This is a genomic window from Mesorhizobium sp. LNHC221B00, assembly GCF_000502935.1.
Classification (GTDB): Bacteria; Pseudomonadota; Alphaproteobacteria; order Rhizobiales; family Rhizobiaceae; genus Mesorhizobium; species Mesorhizobium opportunistum.
This window is the reverse complement of the sequence record NZ_AYWR01000005.1, coordinates 225,939-240,387: the sequence shown is the minus strand read 5'-3', so window position 1 is coordinate 240,387 and position 14,449 is coordinate 225,939. Positions and strand designations below refer to the sequence as shown.

The 14,449-nt window shown below is 61.4% G+C and carries 13 protein-coding genes and 1 pseudogene; 2 read left to right on the top strand and 12 right to left on the bottom strand.

Going from position 1 to position 14,449, the window contains the following annotated elements; translation table 11 throughout:
• Window positions 1–96: 96 nt before the first annotated feature.
• From ccoS to ccoN, 8 genes and pseudogenes are all read right to left on the bottom strand, one after another.
• Window positions 97–258: a cbb3-type cytochrome oxidase assembly protein CcoS gene (gene ccoS, locus X741_RS157405; RefSeq protein WP_013897073.1), complete on the bottom strand. Its 162-nt coding sequence runs from the start codon at window positions 256–258 to the stop codon at window positions 97–99.
• On the bottom strand, window positions 255–2,543 hold the full coding sequence (locus tag X741_RS157410; protein WP_023777170.1) for a cation-translocating P-type ATPase: 2,289 nt from the start codon (window positions 2,541–2,543) through the stop codon (window positions 255–257). Before X741_RS157410 ends, ccoS begins: the two co-directional genes overlap by 4 nt.
• Complete coding sequence (locus X741_RS157415; RefSeq protein WP_023764648.1) at window positions 2,540–3,037, bottom strand: FixH family protein; 498 nt, start codon at window positions 3,035–3,037, stop codon at window positions 2,540–2,542. The genes X741_RS157410 and X741_RS157415 overlap by 4 nt, the downstream gene beginning before the upstream one ends.
• A pseudogene (gene ccoG, locus X741_RS01000000166420) lies at window positions 3,034–4,598 on the bottom strand (cytochrome c oxidase accessory protein CcoG). The gene X741_RS157415 and the pseudogene ccoG overlap by 4 nt, the downstream one beginning before the upstream one ends.
• A 172-nt stretch (window positions 4,599–4,770) precedes the next feature.
• A complete protein-coding gene (gene ccoP / locus X741_RS157420; protein ID WP_023777169.1) occupies window positions 4,771–5,634 on the bottom strand; it encodes a cytochrome-c oxidase, cbb3-type subunit III in 864 nt (287 codons plus the stop codon).
• 2 nt (window positions 5,635–5,636) lie between these two features.
• Window positions 5,637–5,786 carry a CcoQ/FixQ family Cbb3-type cytochrome c oxidase assembly chaperone gene (locus X741_RS157425; RefSeq protein WP_023764650.1) on the bottom strand — a complete coding sequence of 50 codons (150 nt, stop codon included), beginning with the start codon at window positions 5,784–5,786 and terminating at the stop codon, window positions 5,637–5,639.
• A 12-nt stretch (window positions 5,787–5,798) separates the two neighbouring features.
• Entirely contained in the window at window positions 5,799–6,530 is a 732-nt protein-coding gene (gene ccoO, locus X741_RS157430) for a cytochrome-c oxidase, cbb3-type subunit II (RefSeq protein ID WP_023777168.1), read from the bottom strand.
• Window positions 6,531–6,541: 11 nt separating this feature from the next.
• A complete protein-coding gene (gene ccoN / locus X741_RS01000000166415) occupies window positions 6,542–7,582 on the bottom strand; it encodes a cytochrome-c oxidase, cbb3-type subunit I (protein WP_280940332.1) in 1,041 nt (346 codons plus the stop codon).
• A gap of 379 nt (window positions 7,583–7,961) precedes the next feature.
• On the opposite strand from ccoN, the gene X741_RS1000000170805 reads away from it, so the two are divergent.
• Window positions 7,962–8,909: a hemerythrin domain-containing protein gene (locus X741_RS1000000170805; RefSeq protein ID WP_245272678.1), complete on the top strand. Its 948-nt coding sequence runs from the start codon at window positions 7,962–7,964 to the stop codon at window positions 8,907–8,909.
• A 7-nt stretch (window positions 8,910–8,916) separates the two neighbouring features.
• On the opposite strand, the gene X741_RS157440 is transcribed toward X741_RS1000000170805, so the two are convergent.
• The gene (locus X741_RS157440) at window positions 8,917–9,645 is read right to left on the bottom strand and encodes a Crp/Fnr family transcriptional regulator (RefSeq protein ID WP_023777166.1); all 729 of its coding nucleotides are present in this window, start codon (window positions 9,643–9,645) and stop codon (window positions 8,917–8,919) included.
• Between the two features lie 162 nt (window positions 9,646–9,807).
• On the opposite strand from X741_RS157440, the gene hemN reads away from it, so the two are divergent.
• Window positions 9,808–11,157 carry an oxygen-independent coproporphyrinogen III oxidase gene (gene hemN, locus X741_RS157445; protein WP_023764654.1) on the top strand — a complete coding sequence of 450 codons (1,350 nt, stop codon included), beginning with the start codon at window positions 9,808–9,810 and terminating at the stop codon, window positions 11,155–11,157.
• Between the two features lie 50 nt (window positions 11,158–11,207).
• Here hemN and X741_RS157450 read toward each other — a convergent pair whose 3' ends face one another.
• From X741_RS157450 to X741_RS157460, 3 genes are all read right to left on the bottom strand, one after another.
• The gene (locus X741_RS157450; RefSeq protein WP_013897062.1) at window positions 11,208–11,552 is read right to left on the bottom strand and encodes a DUF779 domain-containing protein; all 345 of its coding nucleotides are present in this window, start codon (window positions 11,550–11,552) and stop codon (window positions 11,208–11,210) included.
• Window positions 11,553–11,618: 66 nt separating this feature from the next.
• Window positions 11,619–13,136, bottom strand: a complete 1,518-nt coding sequence (adh, locus tag X741_RS157455) for an aldehyde dehydrogenase (RefSeq protein ID WP_023777165.1) — start codon at window positions 13,134–13,136, stop codon at window positions 11,619–11,621.
• Window positions 13,137–13,279: 143 nt separating this feature from the next.
• Entirely contained in the window at window positions 13,280–14,248 is a 969-nt protein-coding gene (locus tag X741_RS157460) for a GAF domain-containing protein (protein ID WP_013897060.1), read from the bottom strand.
• Window positions 14,249–14,449: the final 201 nt, after the last annotated feature.

The window sequence follows — 14,449 nt, the reverse complement described above, 5'->3', positions numbered from 1 at the left end:
CAGCCTGGAATACAACGATCTCGCGCGCCACGATTGAGGTGAAGAGGTTGGTGTCTCGGTCTTCTTCCAAAGGAGAGCTGTCGCCAACGATTATCTTTAGATCAGTGGACGCTTTTTCTCTTCTGGATCGATGAGAATTCGCTCAGCTGCACCGTCGAGATCTTCATACTGGCCACTTTTCAACGCCCACAGGAAGCCGCCCAAGCCAAGCGCGCCAAGAAAGAGAGCGACGGGTATGAGATAGGTGAGGGTGGTCATGACGACCGGGCCAGTTCGTTGAAGTCGGACAGCCTGTCACGGCGAACATTTTTGGCCTGTGAAATGGGCTCGGCGGTTCGCAGTCGCAGCGCATTTCCGATGACCAGCAGTGATGAAGCGGACATGGCAATTGCGGCTATCAAGGGCGTGACGTGCCCAAGTATGGCGATCGGTACTGCCACCGCATTGTAGACGATTGCGATTGCGATGTTCTGCCGGATCAGGCTTCCTGCCTTGCGCGAGACGTCCAGCGCGAGCGGCACCGCCACGAGGCTTTCGCGCAGGAAGACGAAATCCGCGGCGTTGCGGCCAACATCGGCGGCGGTGGCCGGTGCGATCGAGACATGCGCTGCGCTCAGCGCCGGCGTGTCGTTGAGGCCGTCGCCAACCATCAGAACCTTGTGCCCAACTTTCGCGAGGGTTTCGATGCGCTCGAGCTTGCCGGATGGCAGCAGGCACGGAACGAAGTCGTCGATTCCGAGTGACTTCGCAACCTCGGCACAGGCTGCCGCAGTATCGCCCGACAGCATCTCCACGGGAACCCCGGCGTCGCTCAATTGATCGATGGCCGCTCTGGCGTCGGCGCGCAATGCATCCTCGAAAACGAAGCATGCGGCGATCATCCCGTTTCTCGTCAGCACCGTTCCGCCGTAGCCGTGTTTGCCTTCACCGCCGGTTCGAGCCTTCCAGCCAGCCCATCCGCGTCGGCCCAGTCGCCAGGTGCTTGCCGCGTCAGTGGCCTCGATTCCAAATCCCGGATGCTCGGTGACGGCATCGAATTTGAGCTGCCCGCCAGGAATGGCAAAGCCGGCTATGGCCTTTGAAAACGGATGACGCGAGTGCGCCGCTAGGTCGGCTGCGACTGTCAGCATGGCCGGATCGATCGACGGCGCGTTGACGAGCCGGGGCTGGCCAAGCGTCAGCGTTCCGGTCTTGTCGAACACCGCAATGTCCACGCTTGCCAGGCGTTCCATGGCGGAGCCGTCCTTGACCATGATGCCGTTCTCGAACAGGCGCCGTGCGGCGACCACCTGCACGATCGGCACCGCGAGGCCAAGCGCGCACGGGCATGTGATGATGAGGACGGCGATGGCGATCGTCATCGCCCGATGCCAGTCTCCGGTCGCCGCTATCCAGCCCAGGAATGTCACAAACGCCGTGAGATGGACCACCGGGGCATAAAGCGCTGAAACGCGGTCGGCAATACGGCGATATCGCGCGCGGCCGCCCTCGGCGGCCTCCATCAACCGGACCATTTCCGCCAGGAATGAATCCTTTGCGGCGGCTGTCGCCTCAATCGTCAGGGGGCCGGTAAGATTGAGCACGCCGGCCTGTACCGCTTCGCCTGGCGCCACGTTTTTCGGCGTGCTTTCGCCTGAGGCCAGCGAGCAATCGAGATCCGACGTTCCCTGGATGATCTTGCCGTCGACGGGGATCCTTTCACCGGCCGCGATCAACAACCGCATGCCTGGTTCGATCTCGCCGACCGGCAGATAGTCGCGCGCGCCATCGCCGCGCAGCACCATGGCGCCACGCGCGGCCAGCTGAGACAGGCCTTTCACGGCAGTCCGGGCACGCTCCCGCATCACATGATCCAGCGTGCGTCCGATCAAAAGGAAGAACAGCAGCGATACCGACGCGTCGAAATAGGCGTGGTCGCCATGATTGATCGTCTCATAGAGGCTCATGGCGTAGGCGAGCGAAACACCGACCGCGATGGGCACGTCCATATTCATGCGGCCATGACGCAAGGCGTTCCAGGCCGACCGGAAGAAGATGCCGCCGGCGAAGGCGAGGGCAGGAATGGCGATCAGCGCCGAGACCCAGTGGAACAGGTCGCGGGTAGCACCCTCGGCGCCGGACCAGACCGAGACCGAAAGCAGCATGATGTTGCCCGCCGCAAAGCCGGCAACAGCGACGGCGCGGATCAGTTCGGCAAGCGTCTTGTCCTTGTCGTCGATCTCGGGTGCGAACAGATGCGCCTCGTAGCCCAGCCTGCCAAGCGCGGCGACGAACGGTGGCACCTCGTCTCCACGCCACCGGACCGCGACCCGTTTCGTCGACAGGTTGACGCGCGCGCTTTCGACGTGATCGAGCCTTCCAAGTGCCGCTTCGATCGTCTGGATGCAGGCGGCGCAATGAACCGTCGGCACTGAAAGGTCGGTCTGCCGAAGATCGTCGCCAAGCGATCGGCTCGCCAACCTGATTTCCTGGCTGGATGGCAGGACCGATGTGGCGCCGTTCAGATCCAGCGCCATTTCAGCGCCCGGTGCACAACAGCTCACTGCAGCGCTCCATGAGAAATCATGATCCTGCGGACGTCGCGATAGGGTCGCGCCAGGCCGGCATCGGCGTCGACTTCGACGATCCAGACGCCGTCCTTCGGCATATGTTGCGCTGCAAATTCCTTGCCTGAGGCGAGGGCGAGCGTGACGGATTCGTCCTCTTTCTCGTAGGCGGGATGACGAAACAGCACCTTGACACCGTGCAGAGGAACCGGCTTGCCGGCTGCGTCGGAGAGGCTGTAGCGGACTTCGCCCCATGCGATGGTCAGCTTGCCGGTCCAACCGAGCGCCGCTTGGGCGCGGCCGGCCTCGGCCTCCTTGTTGAATTGCTGGCTGGCCACATAGGTGTTCTCGACGACGAGGCCGGTCCAACTCGTATTGGCGAGCGTGGCCATGGTCAGGTTGACCGCGATGACCACCCCGAAAAAGGTGAGAATGATGGCCAGCATGTGCCTGCCTGTGAATTCGCGAGGCTTTTGGGCATTGGCGGTCATTTGGCGGCCTCTGGCGCGTTGAATGTGGCGATGTACTCGTTCGACTCGAAGCTCGCTCTATCCTCGACACGGAACTTGAAGGTCTGTGCCGGGGCGTGGATCTGGTCCGCCGGCCGGCGAACGAAGACCTTCAACGTTTTCAGCCGGTCGGGTTCGACCGGGATGGCGAAAGACCGGCCGGCCGGAATGTCGTCGCCGACGACGACCATGTCGGCACCCTCCAGGCCCTGCATGGTGACGACGATCGTCCTTGGCTCAGGGATCATGTTGAGCAGCTTGACGGTATAGCCGTTGCGGATGGAGCCATCGGATAGCGTGACGAATTGCGGATTGCGGTCATGCAGCACGTTCAGCTCGAGCCGATCGCGCGTCNCGTCAGCAGCGAATAGAGCAGGCCCAGCCCGATCAGCGACCACAGGCCCATGTAGACGTAGGTGCGCGGCCGGAATATCTTGCGAACGTGAAAATGCGCCACCTGATCGGAGAAGGTGCCGACGGCAGTCCTGACCAGCGACGGATTGATTGAACTGGAGCCGCCTGCGGTCGCCAGCATCATGTTGGCGTTGTAATCGGAGAGCGTCGCGTAGGAGATAAGCCCGCGCTCCTTGCCGAGCTTGTCCATGACGCCGTCGCAGGCGTCGATACACAGCGCGCAGGTAATGCACTCGAGTTGTTGGCCGTCGCGAATGTCGATCCCCATTGGGCAGACCGCAACGCAGGCATTGCAGTCTACGCAGTCGCCGACGGACTGCCCTATCGCTTGCACCTTCTTGGCGTGACGTGAGCGCGGTTCGCCGCGCCAGTCATTGTAGGTGACGGTGAGCGAGTTCTCGTCGAGCATGGCTGCCTGGATGCGTGGCCATGGGCACATATAGGTGCAGACCTGTTCGCGCATCAGGCCGCCGAACGTGTAGGTGGTCGCCGTCAACACGGCGATGGTGATGTAGGCGACAGGCGCGGCGGTACCGGTGAAAAGCTCGCCCATAAGTGTCGGTGCATCAGCGAAATAGAAAATCCAGGCGCCGCCGGTCGCCGCGCCGATGACCAACCAGACGGCGTGCTTCGATAGCCGCAGCATCAGCTTGCGGGCGGTCCAGGGGCCAGCGTCAAGTTTCATGCGGGCGTTGCGGTCCCCCTCGACCGCACGTTCGACGACAAGGAACAGATCGACCCATACGGTCTGCGGACATGCATAGCCGCACCAGGCACGGCCGACAGTCGAGGTGATCAGGAAAAGTCCAACGCCGGCCATGACCAGGAGGCCGGCCACATAGAAGAATTCCTGGGGCCATATCTCGATGAAGAAGAAGTAGAAGCGCCGATTGGCAAGATCGAGCAGCACGGCCTGGTCCGGGGCAAATGGACCGCGATCCCAACGCAGCCACGGCGTCAGGTAGTAGATGCCAAGCGTGATCGCCATCACCAGCCATTTGAAGCGGCGAAAGTTGCCCGAGGCGCGCTTTGGAAAGATTTTCTTGCGCGCAGCGTAGAGGGGCTGACGTGTCTTGGCGGAATAGACCGCCTCGGCTTCCAGCCGTTCTACCTGCGTCTTGTCCAGCACGACTATCTCCACTTGCGCGCGGACTGTGATTTTGAGCGCGCAGGGCAACATTGCCGCCGCATGGATCGACCCGCGTTGATGCAGGTCAATTGGCGAATGCCGAAAAGATCGAGGCCCGGACTGGCCGGGCCTCGTCGCTCAGGCGGCGAAGGGCAGGAATAGGGCCCCCGACCTATTCCCCACCGCCGAGCGAATGGATGTAGACCGCCAACTCCTTGACCTTGGTCTCGCCGAGACGCGCGCCCCACGCTGGCATCACGCCCTGCTTCGGTGCGCGAACCTGGTCACCGATTGCCGTCTCGCCCGACCCGTAAAGCCAGATCGCGTCGGTCAGGTCGGGTGCGCCGAGTTCCCTGTTGCCTTTCGCATTGTCGCCGTGACAGGCGACGCAGTTTTCGGCGAAGACCTTGGCGCCGGGTTGAATAAGAGTTGCATCGCGGACCTTGCCGGACAGGCTGGCAACGTAGGCGCTGACCTGAGCGATCTGGTCGGCGGTGATGATGTCCCCGAAGGCCGGCATTTCCGACAGGCGCGTGTCCGGATCTGAAGCGAAGCGGATGCCGTGCGTGATCGTCTGCTGGATCTGCTCGGCCTTGCCGCCCCACAGCCAGTCGTCGTCGTTGAGGTTGGGAAAGCCCTTGGAACCCTGGGCGCCGGAGCCGTGGCACTGCGTGCAGTTGACCTTGAATGCGGCGCCGCCGGCCGCGACCGCGAATTCCCGCAAGGCATCGTCCGCAGCGATTTCGGAGACGCTTTTCGACTCCACCGCCGCGAGGTATTTGCCCTTCGCTGCTTCCGCTGCCGCCAGCTCGTTCTTGACGTCGTTGCGGCTCGAATAGCCGAGAACGCCCGTTGTCGCCGAGTGCAGCAGCGGCCATGCCGGATAGGCGATGGTGTAGCCGATCGCCCAGACGATGGTGACGTAGAACGTGATGACCCACCAGCGCGGAAGTGGGTTGTTCAGCTCCCGGATGCCGTCCCATTCGTGACCCGTGGTTGAGACGCCGGAGATTTCGTCGATGTGTTCGTCGCTCATGATCACTCGTCCTCGAGGGGAATCCGGGCTGCTTCGTCCGCAAGCTTGCGGCTGCCGGGGCGCAGGGCGAAGACAATTGCCCCCGCAAAGAAAAGCGCCATGGCGACAAGACCCCAGCTGTCGGCAAACTCCCGCATAAGATTGTAATTCATGGAAAAAACTCCTCAGCGGTAGCCGGCGGCTTCGTCGTAGTTCTTGAAATCGACCAGCGTGCCCAGCATCTGCAGATAGGCGACGAGGGCATCCATTTCGGTGACCTGTTGCGGGTTGCCGTCGAAGTCGCCGATCTTGGCTTTGGGATACCGGGCCTCAAGACCTGATGTGTCGGCGTTGGGATCAGCCTGCGCCATCAGATCGACATTGGCGTGCGCGACCATATCATCGTCATAGGGGACGCCGACCCGCCGGTTGGCGACCAGGTGCGTCGAGAAGTCCTTCACGTCAATCGGCGCGTCCTTCAGGAACGCGTAGCTGGGCATGATGGATTCCGGCACAACGGAACGCGGATCGGAGAGATGCGCGACATGCCATGAATTCGAATATCGGTCGCCGACCCGGGCGAGATCCGGCCCCGTCCGCTTCGATCCCCACTGAAAGGGATGATCGTACATCGACTCGGCGGCCAGGCTGTAGTGGCCGTAGCGCTCGACTTCGTCGCGGAACGGCCTGATCATCTGACTGTGGCAGAGGTAGCAGCCCTCGCGCACATAGATGTTGCGTCCGGCAAGCTCGAGCGGCGAGTAGGGCCGCATGCCTTCGACTTTCTCGATCGTGTTATCGAGGTAGAAGAGGGGTGCGATCTCGACGATGCCGCCGACGGTCACCACAAGAAGGGAGCCTACGAGAAGAAGCGTGGCGTTCTTCTCGATTAGTGCATGTCTATCCATCAAGCCCATGTTCTGGCTCCTTATTCGGCAGGCTGAAGGGCGGGAACGGAGCCCGGCATCGGTTGCTCCTCACGCTGGTGGCCGAGGATGGTCATGGTGATGTTCCAGGCCATGATCAGGGCACCCGAGAGATACATGGCGCCGCCCATGGCGCGCATGACGTAGTAGGGGTGCATGGCAGCGACGGTCTCGGCGAAGGAGTAGACCAGGAAGCCCTGCTCGTCGTATTCGCGCCACATCAGGCCCTGCATGATGCCGGACACCCACATGACCGCGGCGTAGACGACGATCCCCAGGGTCGCCAGCCAGAAGTGCCAGGTAACCAGCCGCAGCGAATAGAGCCGGTTACGGTTCCAGAGCTTCGGCACCATGTAGTAGATCGCGCCGAACGAGATCATGCCGACCCAGCCGAGCGCGCCGGAGTGCACGTGACCAATTGTCCAGTCGGTATAATGCGATAGCGAGTTGACCGCCTTGATCGACATCATCGGGCCTTCGAAGGTCGACATGCCATAGAAGGCGATGGCCATAACCATCATGCGGATGATCGGGTCGGTGCGCAGCTTGTCCCAGGCGCCGGACAGCGTCATCAGGCCATTGATCATGCCGCCCCAGGACGGCATCCACAGCATGATCGAGAACACCATGCCGAGCGTCTGCGCCCAGTCGGGCAAGGCGGTGTAGTGCAGGTGATGCGGCCCGGCCCAAATATAGAGAAAGATGATTGCCCAGAAATGGATGATCGAGAGCCGGTAGGAATAGACTGGCCGGTTCGCCTGCTTGGGCACGAAATAATACATCATGCCGAGGAAGCCGGCGGTCAGGAAGAAGCCGACCGCGTTGTGGCCGTACCACCATTGCGTCAGCGCGTCCTGGACGCCGGAAAAGGCGGAGTAGCTTTTGGAACCGAGGAGAGAGGCCGGCATCGAAAGGTTGTTGACCACATGCAGCATCGCGATGGTGACGATGAAGGACAGGTAGAACCAGTTGGCGACGTAGATGTGCGGTTCCTTGCGCTTCAGGATCGTGCCGAGGAACAGGNGAAAGGTTGTTGACCACATGCAGCATCGCGATGGTGACGATGAAGGACAGGTAGAACCAGTTGGCGACGTAGATGTGCGGTTCCTTGCGCTTCAGGATCGTGCCAAGGAACAGGATGAGGTAAGCGACCCAGACGATAGTCAGCCAGATGTCCACGTACCATTCGGGTTCGGCGTATTCGCGGCTCTCGGTGATGCCTAGCAGGTAGCCCGTCGCGGCCATTACGATGAAAAGCTGGTAGCCCCAGAAGACGAACCAGGCGAGATCGCCGCCGAACAGGCGGGCGCGGCAGGTACGTTGCACGACGTATAATGACGTGCACAGCAGCGCGTTGCCGCCGAAGGCGAAGACGACGCCGGACGTGTGCAGCGGCCGCAAGCGGCCGAAATTGAACCAAGGTTGAATGTTGAGATCGGGGTAGGCCAGCTGCAGCGCGATGACCACGCCGACCAGCATGCCGACGACACCCCAGAACATCGTGGCGATGGCGCCGTAGCGGATTGGACCGTCCATGTAAGCGGATGGGTCGATCGGAGCGGCCACTTCGAAGCTCGAGTTGCGAATGAGGATGGCGACAAAACCGAGCAGCACGAAGAACAGCACCCACATGTGCTGCCGGAACGGCTCGTCCACGCCGAAGCCGGCAGCCACCAAGGCCGCGAAAGTAAAAAGGCTCAACGCGAAGATTTGTGTGCCGAACTTCATGACATTTCCCCGACCTCGGATTCCCTGCGCGGACGCCAATCCGCGGCAACACCAATTCCGCAGCCAGCACGTCCCCGCCTTGATCCATGTCAAAGTCATGTGCATTTGGATTGGGCAGGCTTGATCCTGCGAACGATCAGGAGATTGCCGTTGAACTCGCAGACAGGAGGGGGACCGTTTCCACTGCATGCAGGCGGCAAAAATTCGATGCCGGCAGGGTCTGCTGCGGTGATGAAACGTGTACACTTGGAAAAACTGCAGCTCTGCGATGCCTTGGAAAGGATCGCGGACACGCTGCCCAAGGTCGACATTTTGGCATGCTTGGCGGTAGCAAACGCAATCGTTCCGCTGTTGCGCGACAGTCATCGATACGAAGAGACGGTCATATTCCCCGCCTACGAGATGGCGTTGGCCGGCAGTGATGCCAATCTTGATTCAGCAAGGCGATTGAGCGCCGAGCATATCGAGGACGAATGCTTTGCCGGTGAGGTGACAGAGATGTTGCTGGCGATCGGCCACGGCAAGACGATCGACAATGCCGAGGCGGTTGGGTTCATGCTGCGCGGGTTCTTCGAAAGCCTGCGCCGGCATATCGCCTTCGAGCGCGAGCATGTCCTGCCGATGATTGGGTTTGTCGATTGAGCCTAGACTAGGCGCCGGAGCGGCGCTGCAGCCGAGTCAAGCTATCGACGATGACATGCCGATTGTTCTCGATGCGGATCACGCCATCTGATCGCAGCCGGGTCAGCTGACGGCTGACGGTCTCGATCGTCAGACCGAGGAAATCGGCGATGTCGGCGCGGGTCAAAGGCAGATCGAAACTTGTCGACTGGGCGGCCGGATCAAGCGTGGGGTCGATGTTCCTGGCGATCATGAGTAGGAAGCTCGCCACCTTTTCCGAAGCACTCTTGCGGCCCAGCGTCACCATCCAGTCGCGGGCATCATCGAGTTCGTTCAGCGTCTGCTTGAAGAGACGATGCTCCAGTCCCGGCGATTCCTTCATCATCCGTTCGATGGCCGCCTTTGGGAACGAGCACAGGGAAACTGCGGTTGCGGCTTCGGCGTTGATCGCGCTTTCCACCTTGAAGGGCCTGCCCAGAAAATCGGGAGCAAATTGAAGCCCGACAATCTGCTGGCGCCCGTCCGAAAGGCTCTTCATCAGCTTGACCACGCCGGAAAGCACATTCGCGTAGCTGTCGACGGCCTCGGCGTCACCGATCAATTCCACGCCCGCTTCGACGGTATGCTTCGATGAGGTCTTGGCGAGGCCCACCAGCTGGTCCGGATCGAGCGCGCCGCAAACGCCATGATGCCGCGCTTCGCATGACTGGCAAAGCACGGGAATGCCGGCGCTATGTACATCCTGACGCACTGTCATCGTGGTCGTCCGCGAACCTAAAGGTTCCGTCAGGATATAGCATCGACCCAAGAAAAAGCCTTGCGGCAGTTTGTCCGCAGCCGATGGGCATTGACCGAAATCAAGGCGGCTGTTGCCCACCTTGCACAATATCGCGCGAAACGTTCCGGAGTTGAGAGCGACATGCGGCCAGAATTAGTTGCCAGGCTTGGTGAGAACGTGCCGCGTTACACGAGTTACCCAACGGCGCCGCATTTTCATCCGGGCGTCGATGCCGCCGTCTGTCGTGGCTGGCTGCAGGCGCTCAATGAGGGCGACGAGATCTCGCTCTATCTGCACATCCCCTATTGCGACAAGCTTTGCTGGTTCTGTGCGTGCCATACCAAGCAGACACGCCACTACGAACCGGTCACGAAATATCTGAGATCGCTGCATGCGGAGATCGCCACCGTCTCAAGGCTCGCCGGAGGCAAGGGCCGGGTACGTGCCGTCCATTTCGGTGGCGGCTCACCGACGATGCTCAAACCACAGGACATGGTGGCGCTGGGAGACGTTCTGCGCAACAGCTTCTCATTTCTTCCCGGCGCCAAGATCAGCGTCGAAATCGAACCCAACGATATGGACGAAGCCCGCCTCGACGCGCTTGCCGAAATCGGCATGACGAGGGCCAGCCTCGGGGTCCAGGATTTCGATCCGAAGGTGCAGAAGGCCATCAATCGCGAACAGACCTTCTTGCAGACCAAGACAGTCGTCGACGGCGTTCGGACACGCGGCGTCGAGTCGGTCAACCTGGACCTGCTCTACGGCTTGCCGCACCAGACCAGGGAGAGCGTCTTGTCCACTGTCATGCAGGCGCTGACGCTCGAGCCCGACCGGATCGCCCTTTTTGGCTATGCCCATGTGCCATGGTTCAAGAAACATCAGACCATGATCGACGAGGCCTGGTTGCCAGGCCCGGAGGAGCGGTTTGCCCAATCGCAGCTGGCAGCTCGCGCCATACTCGACCAAGGATACGAAGCAATCGGGCTCGACCATTTCGCCAAACCGGGCGATGCGCTGGCGCTTGCCGCGCATGCGGGGATGTTGCGTCGCAACTTTCAGGGCTACACCGAGGATCGCTGCGAAACCTTGATCGGCCTCGGCCCGTCATCCATCAGCCAATTCCGGCAAGGCTATGTACAGAACATGCCTACGACCGCCGAGTATGGCCGCATGGTGGATGACGGTGGGTTGGCTTCGGTTCGCGGAATTGCTTTTTCCGACGACGACCGCGCTCGCGGTTGGATCATCGAGCGGCTGATGTGCGATTCCGGCTTTTCAGCGATCGACCTGGTTGAGCGCTTTGGCGAGGCTGGCCAAAGGCTTCTCGGCAAAGCGAGTTCCACCGCCCTTCTTGATCCTGCCCGGTTGCTTGAACTTCACGGTGACCGCTTCGTCGTGCCGGTCGAAAGCCGCCCCTTTGTCAGAAGCGTCGCGGCGAAGTTCGACAAATATTTCGAAACCGGCAAGGCGAGGCATTCCGTGGCGGTCTGAACATCGGCTGCGTCAGGAATGCTCCCGGGCCGGCAAGTCATGTGAAATGTCTATATCCCGGTCTGAACAGCGCAGATCGTCGACCGCGTCAGGAAACGCTTCTCCCTTCCATTATCCAGCGAGAACATGCCGCCGCGGCCTGGCACCACATCGATAATGAGATCGGTATGCTTCCAGGCTTCGAATTGCGAGGCGCCGATGTAGAACGGCGCGTCACCGATATGGCCGAGCAGGACATCGTGGTCGCCGACGATGAATCCGTCCAGCGGATAGCACATGGGCGAAGAGCCGTCGCAGCAGCCGCCGGATTGATGGAACAGCACCGGACCGTGCTCGGCGACGATCTCCGCGATCAGTTCAAGCGCTGCCGGCGTTGCCGTGACCTTGGCATGCATGGGTTTTCGATTTCCAGCCTGGGGCGCGGCCCCCTGCGGAGCCGCGCCTTTGATCCAATGAGGCGATCAGAAGAAGCCGAGCTTCTTCGGGCTGTAGCTGACCAGCATGTTCTTCGTCTGCTGGTAGTGGTCGAGCATCATCTTGTGGGTCTCTCGGCCGATGCCGGACTGCTTGTAGCCGCCGAAAGCCGCATGCGCGGGATAGGCATGGTAGCAGTTGGTCCAGACGCGGCCAGCCTGGATCGCGCGGCCGAAGCGATAGGCGCGGTTGGCATCGCGTGTCCAGACGCCGGCACCCAGGCCGTAGAGCGTATCGTTGGCTATGCTGAGCGCTTCGTCGTCGTCCTTGAAGGTCGTGACCGAAACCACCGGCCCGAAAATCTCCTCCTGGAAGATGCGCATCTTGTTGTGGCCCTTGAACACCGTGGGTTGGACGTAGTAGCCGCCGGCCAGGTCGCCGGGCAGAAGATTGCGCTGCCCACCCGTCAGCAACTCGGCTCCTTCCTGGCGGCCGATATCGATATAGGACAGGATCTTTTCCATCTGCTCGGACGAAGCCTGGGCCCCGATCATCGTTGCCGGATCGAGCGGATCGCCCTGCACGATCGACTCGACGCGCTTGAGGGCGCGTTCCATGAACCTGTCGTAAATCGATTCATGGATGAGCGCGCGGCTCGGGCAGGTGCACACCTCACCTTGGTTCAGCGCGAACATGACGAAGCCTTCGATCGCCTTGTCAAAGAAATCGTCGTCTTCGGCGACGACATCCCTAAAGAAAATATTGGGTGACTTGCCGCCGAGCTCGAGCGTCACCGGGATCAGGTTCTGGCTGGCATACTGCATGATCAGCCGGCCCGTCGTCGTCTCCCCGGTAAAGGCGATCTTGGCAATCCGCGGCGACGAGGCCAGCGGCTTGCCGGCCTCGAGGCCAAAGCCGTTGACGATGTTGAGCACGCCCGGCGGCAAGAGGTCGCCGATGAGATCGGCCCAGAGCAGGATGGCAGCCGGGGTCTGCTCGGCAGGTTTCAGGACGACGCAATTGCCGGCGGCAAGCGCGGGAGCAAGTTTCCAGCATGCCATCAGCAACGGGAAGTTCCACGGGATGATCTGGCCGACCACGCCGAGCGGCTCATGGAAATGATAGGCGACGGTATCGTCGTCGATCTGGGAGAGGCTGCCTTCCTGGCCACGCACCGCGCCGGCGAAATAGCGGAAATGGTCGATGGCCAAAGGCAGGTCGGCCGCGGTCGTTTCGCGGATCGGCTTTCCGTTGTCCCAGGTTTCGGCGCATGCGAGGAGATCGAGGTTTTCCTCCATTCGATCGGCGATGCGGTTGAGGATGAGGGAGCGCTCGGCGACGCTGGTGCGCGCCCAGGCGTCCTTGGCGGCATGCGCGGCGTCCAGGGCCGCCTCGATGTCCTGGCCGTCCGAGCGCGCTACTTCGCACAGCAGCTGGCCATTCACCGGCGAGAAGTTCTCGAAATAGCGGCCGGAGCGGGGCTCGGCCCATTTGCCACCGATGAAATTGCCATAGCGCTTGTCGAAGGGCGCCTTGACCGGGCGTGAGAATTCAACCTTGTTCATGTGTCTTCCTCCCAAAGCTGGCGTCGCGGGATGCGACGCTTCGGGAGAGACTTGCGGTTTCCGCCTGTGGTTGTCACCGCACCGGTCGCCGCGGCTGGGCAGGATGTGTCGCAGAATTGCGACAGTCACGGGATCTCGGCGTTTCAGTGAGGCCGATGGACATCCAGGCGGTTGAGTTTGCGGTGAAGCGTCGCGCGGCTGATGCCAAGCGCCTGCGCCGCGGCCGAGACATTTCCGTCAGCCCGCGCGAGCGCACGCTGGAGGGCCCCGCGCTCTGCCTCAGCAAGAACCTTAGGGCCAATCTCAGCCCAGCCGAGCAGATCGGCGGCGGGCATTGGTTTGTCGAGGCACTGCTGTGTAATGCCAAGCGCCAGGCGGGCCGAACGGGTAGCGCCGACCACGAGATCGTCCGCGTCGATGGCGATCAGCGCGCCCGAACCCTTGTCGGTCACCGGCGCAAGCAGAATTCGTGCCTTCGGGAATGCCATCTTGAAGTTTTCGCTTTCGATCCGGCGCGCCGCGTCGACGACAGCCATCGAGATGAGATTGACAAACGCTTCGGTCAGATCGGCCCGGCAGGAGGACACGTCAAGCGCGGCCACGAGGTTTCCCTCATGGTCGTGGATCGGGGCTGTGGTGCAGCTGAGCAGGGTGTTGCGCGTGTGGAAATGCTGGTCACGGTGGATCGTCAACGCCCGGCGTTCGACCAGGCAGGTGCCGATCCCATTGGTGCCCTGGCTTTCCTCATTCCAGACGGAGCCAGTCCACAAACCCCAGGAATGAAACGTCTCATCATCGACAGGCGCGCCACGCCGTTCGACCGGCACGCCGTCGCGATCGGCGAGCAGGACACAGCATCCGACGCCGCCTACCGCGAGATAGAGACGGTCGAGACTGGCTTGGGCAGCACGAAGGAGAGGTTCGATCCGTTGCCGGGCCTGCGCCAGTTCGGCCTCCGTCAGATAATGTGGAGGGCTGCAATCGGCTGGTTCGAGCCGATGCAAATTGGAAGACCGTCGCCAGGAGGCAACCAGGGCGGACTTCGCCGCCGCGTCCGACGCAATCGCCGCCTGGATGCGGTCGGCATGATGACCGGATAGATCTTCTCCCATACTTATCCTCCAACCCTGATGAATTTCCTCCCGGTCTGATCCGGTCTGCGGTTCGATCGGCACTTAGTCAATTCGTCGAAAGGAGCAGAAGGACAGATCTCTTGCCTGCCATTGCCATCCAATGGCTGCCCCATCGAGGAAGCCTATCAACAGAACGAATCGCGTTCATTGATCGGGAGCAAACTTCGCTTGGGCGGCTAT

What these genes read in the sequence shown, in the direction of transcription:
- ccoS (WP_013897073.1), bottom strand. Translation starts at nt 258, where the DNA reads ATGACCACCCTCACCTATCTCATACCCGTCGCTCTCTTTCTTGGCGCG.
- X741_RS157415 (WP_023764648.1), bottom strand. Translation starts at nt 3,037, where the DNA reads ATGACCGCCAATGCCCAAAAGCCTCGCGAATTCACAGGCAGGCACATG.
- ccoP (WP_023777169.1), bottom strand. Translation starts at nt 5,634, where the DNA reads ATGAGCGACGAACACATCGACGAAATCTCCGGCGTCTCAACCACGGGT.
- X741_RS157425 (WP_023764650.1), bottom strand. Translation starts at nt 5,786, where the DNA reads ATGAATTACAATCTTATGCGGGAGTTTGCCGACAGCTGGGGTCTTGTC.
- ccoO (WP_023777168.1), bottom strand. Translation starts at nt 6,530, where the DNA reads ATGGGCTTGATGGATAGACATGCACTAATCGAGAAGAACGCCACGCTT.
- X741_RS157440 (WP_023777166.1), bottom strand. Translation starts at nt 9,645, where the DNA reads ATGACAGTGCGTCAGGATGTACATAGCGCCGGCATTCCCGTGCTTTGC.
- hemN (WP_023764654.1), top strand. Translation starts at nt 9,808, where the DNA reads ATGCGGCCAGAATTAGTTGCCAGGCTTGGTGAGAACGTGCCGCGTTAC.
- X741_RS157450 (WP_013897062.1), bottom strand. Translation starts at nt 11,552, where the DNA reads ATGCATGCCAAGGTCACGGCAACGCCGGCAGCGCTTGAACTGATCGCG.
- adh (WP_023777165.1), bottom strand. Translation starts at nt 13,136, where the DNA reads ATGAACAAGGTTGAATTCTCACGCCCGGTCAAGGCGCCCTTCGACAAG.
- X741_RS157460 (WP_013897060.1), bottom strand. Translation starts at nt 14,248, where the DNA reads ATGGGAGAAGATCTATCCGGTCATCATGCCGACCGCATCCAGGCGGCG.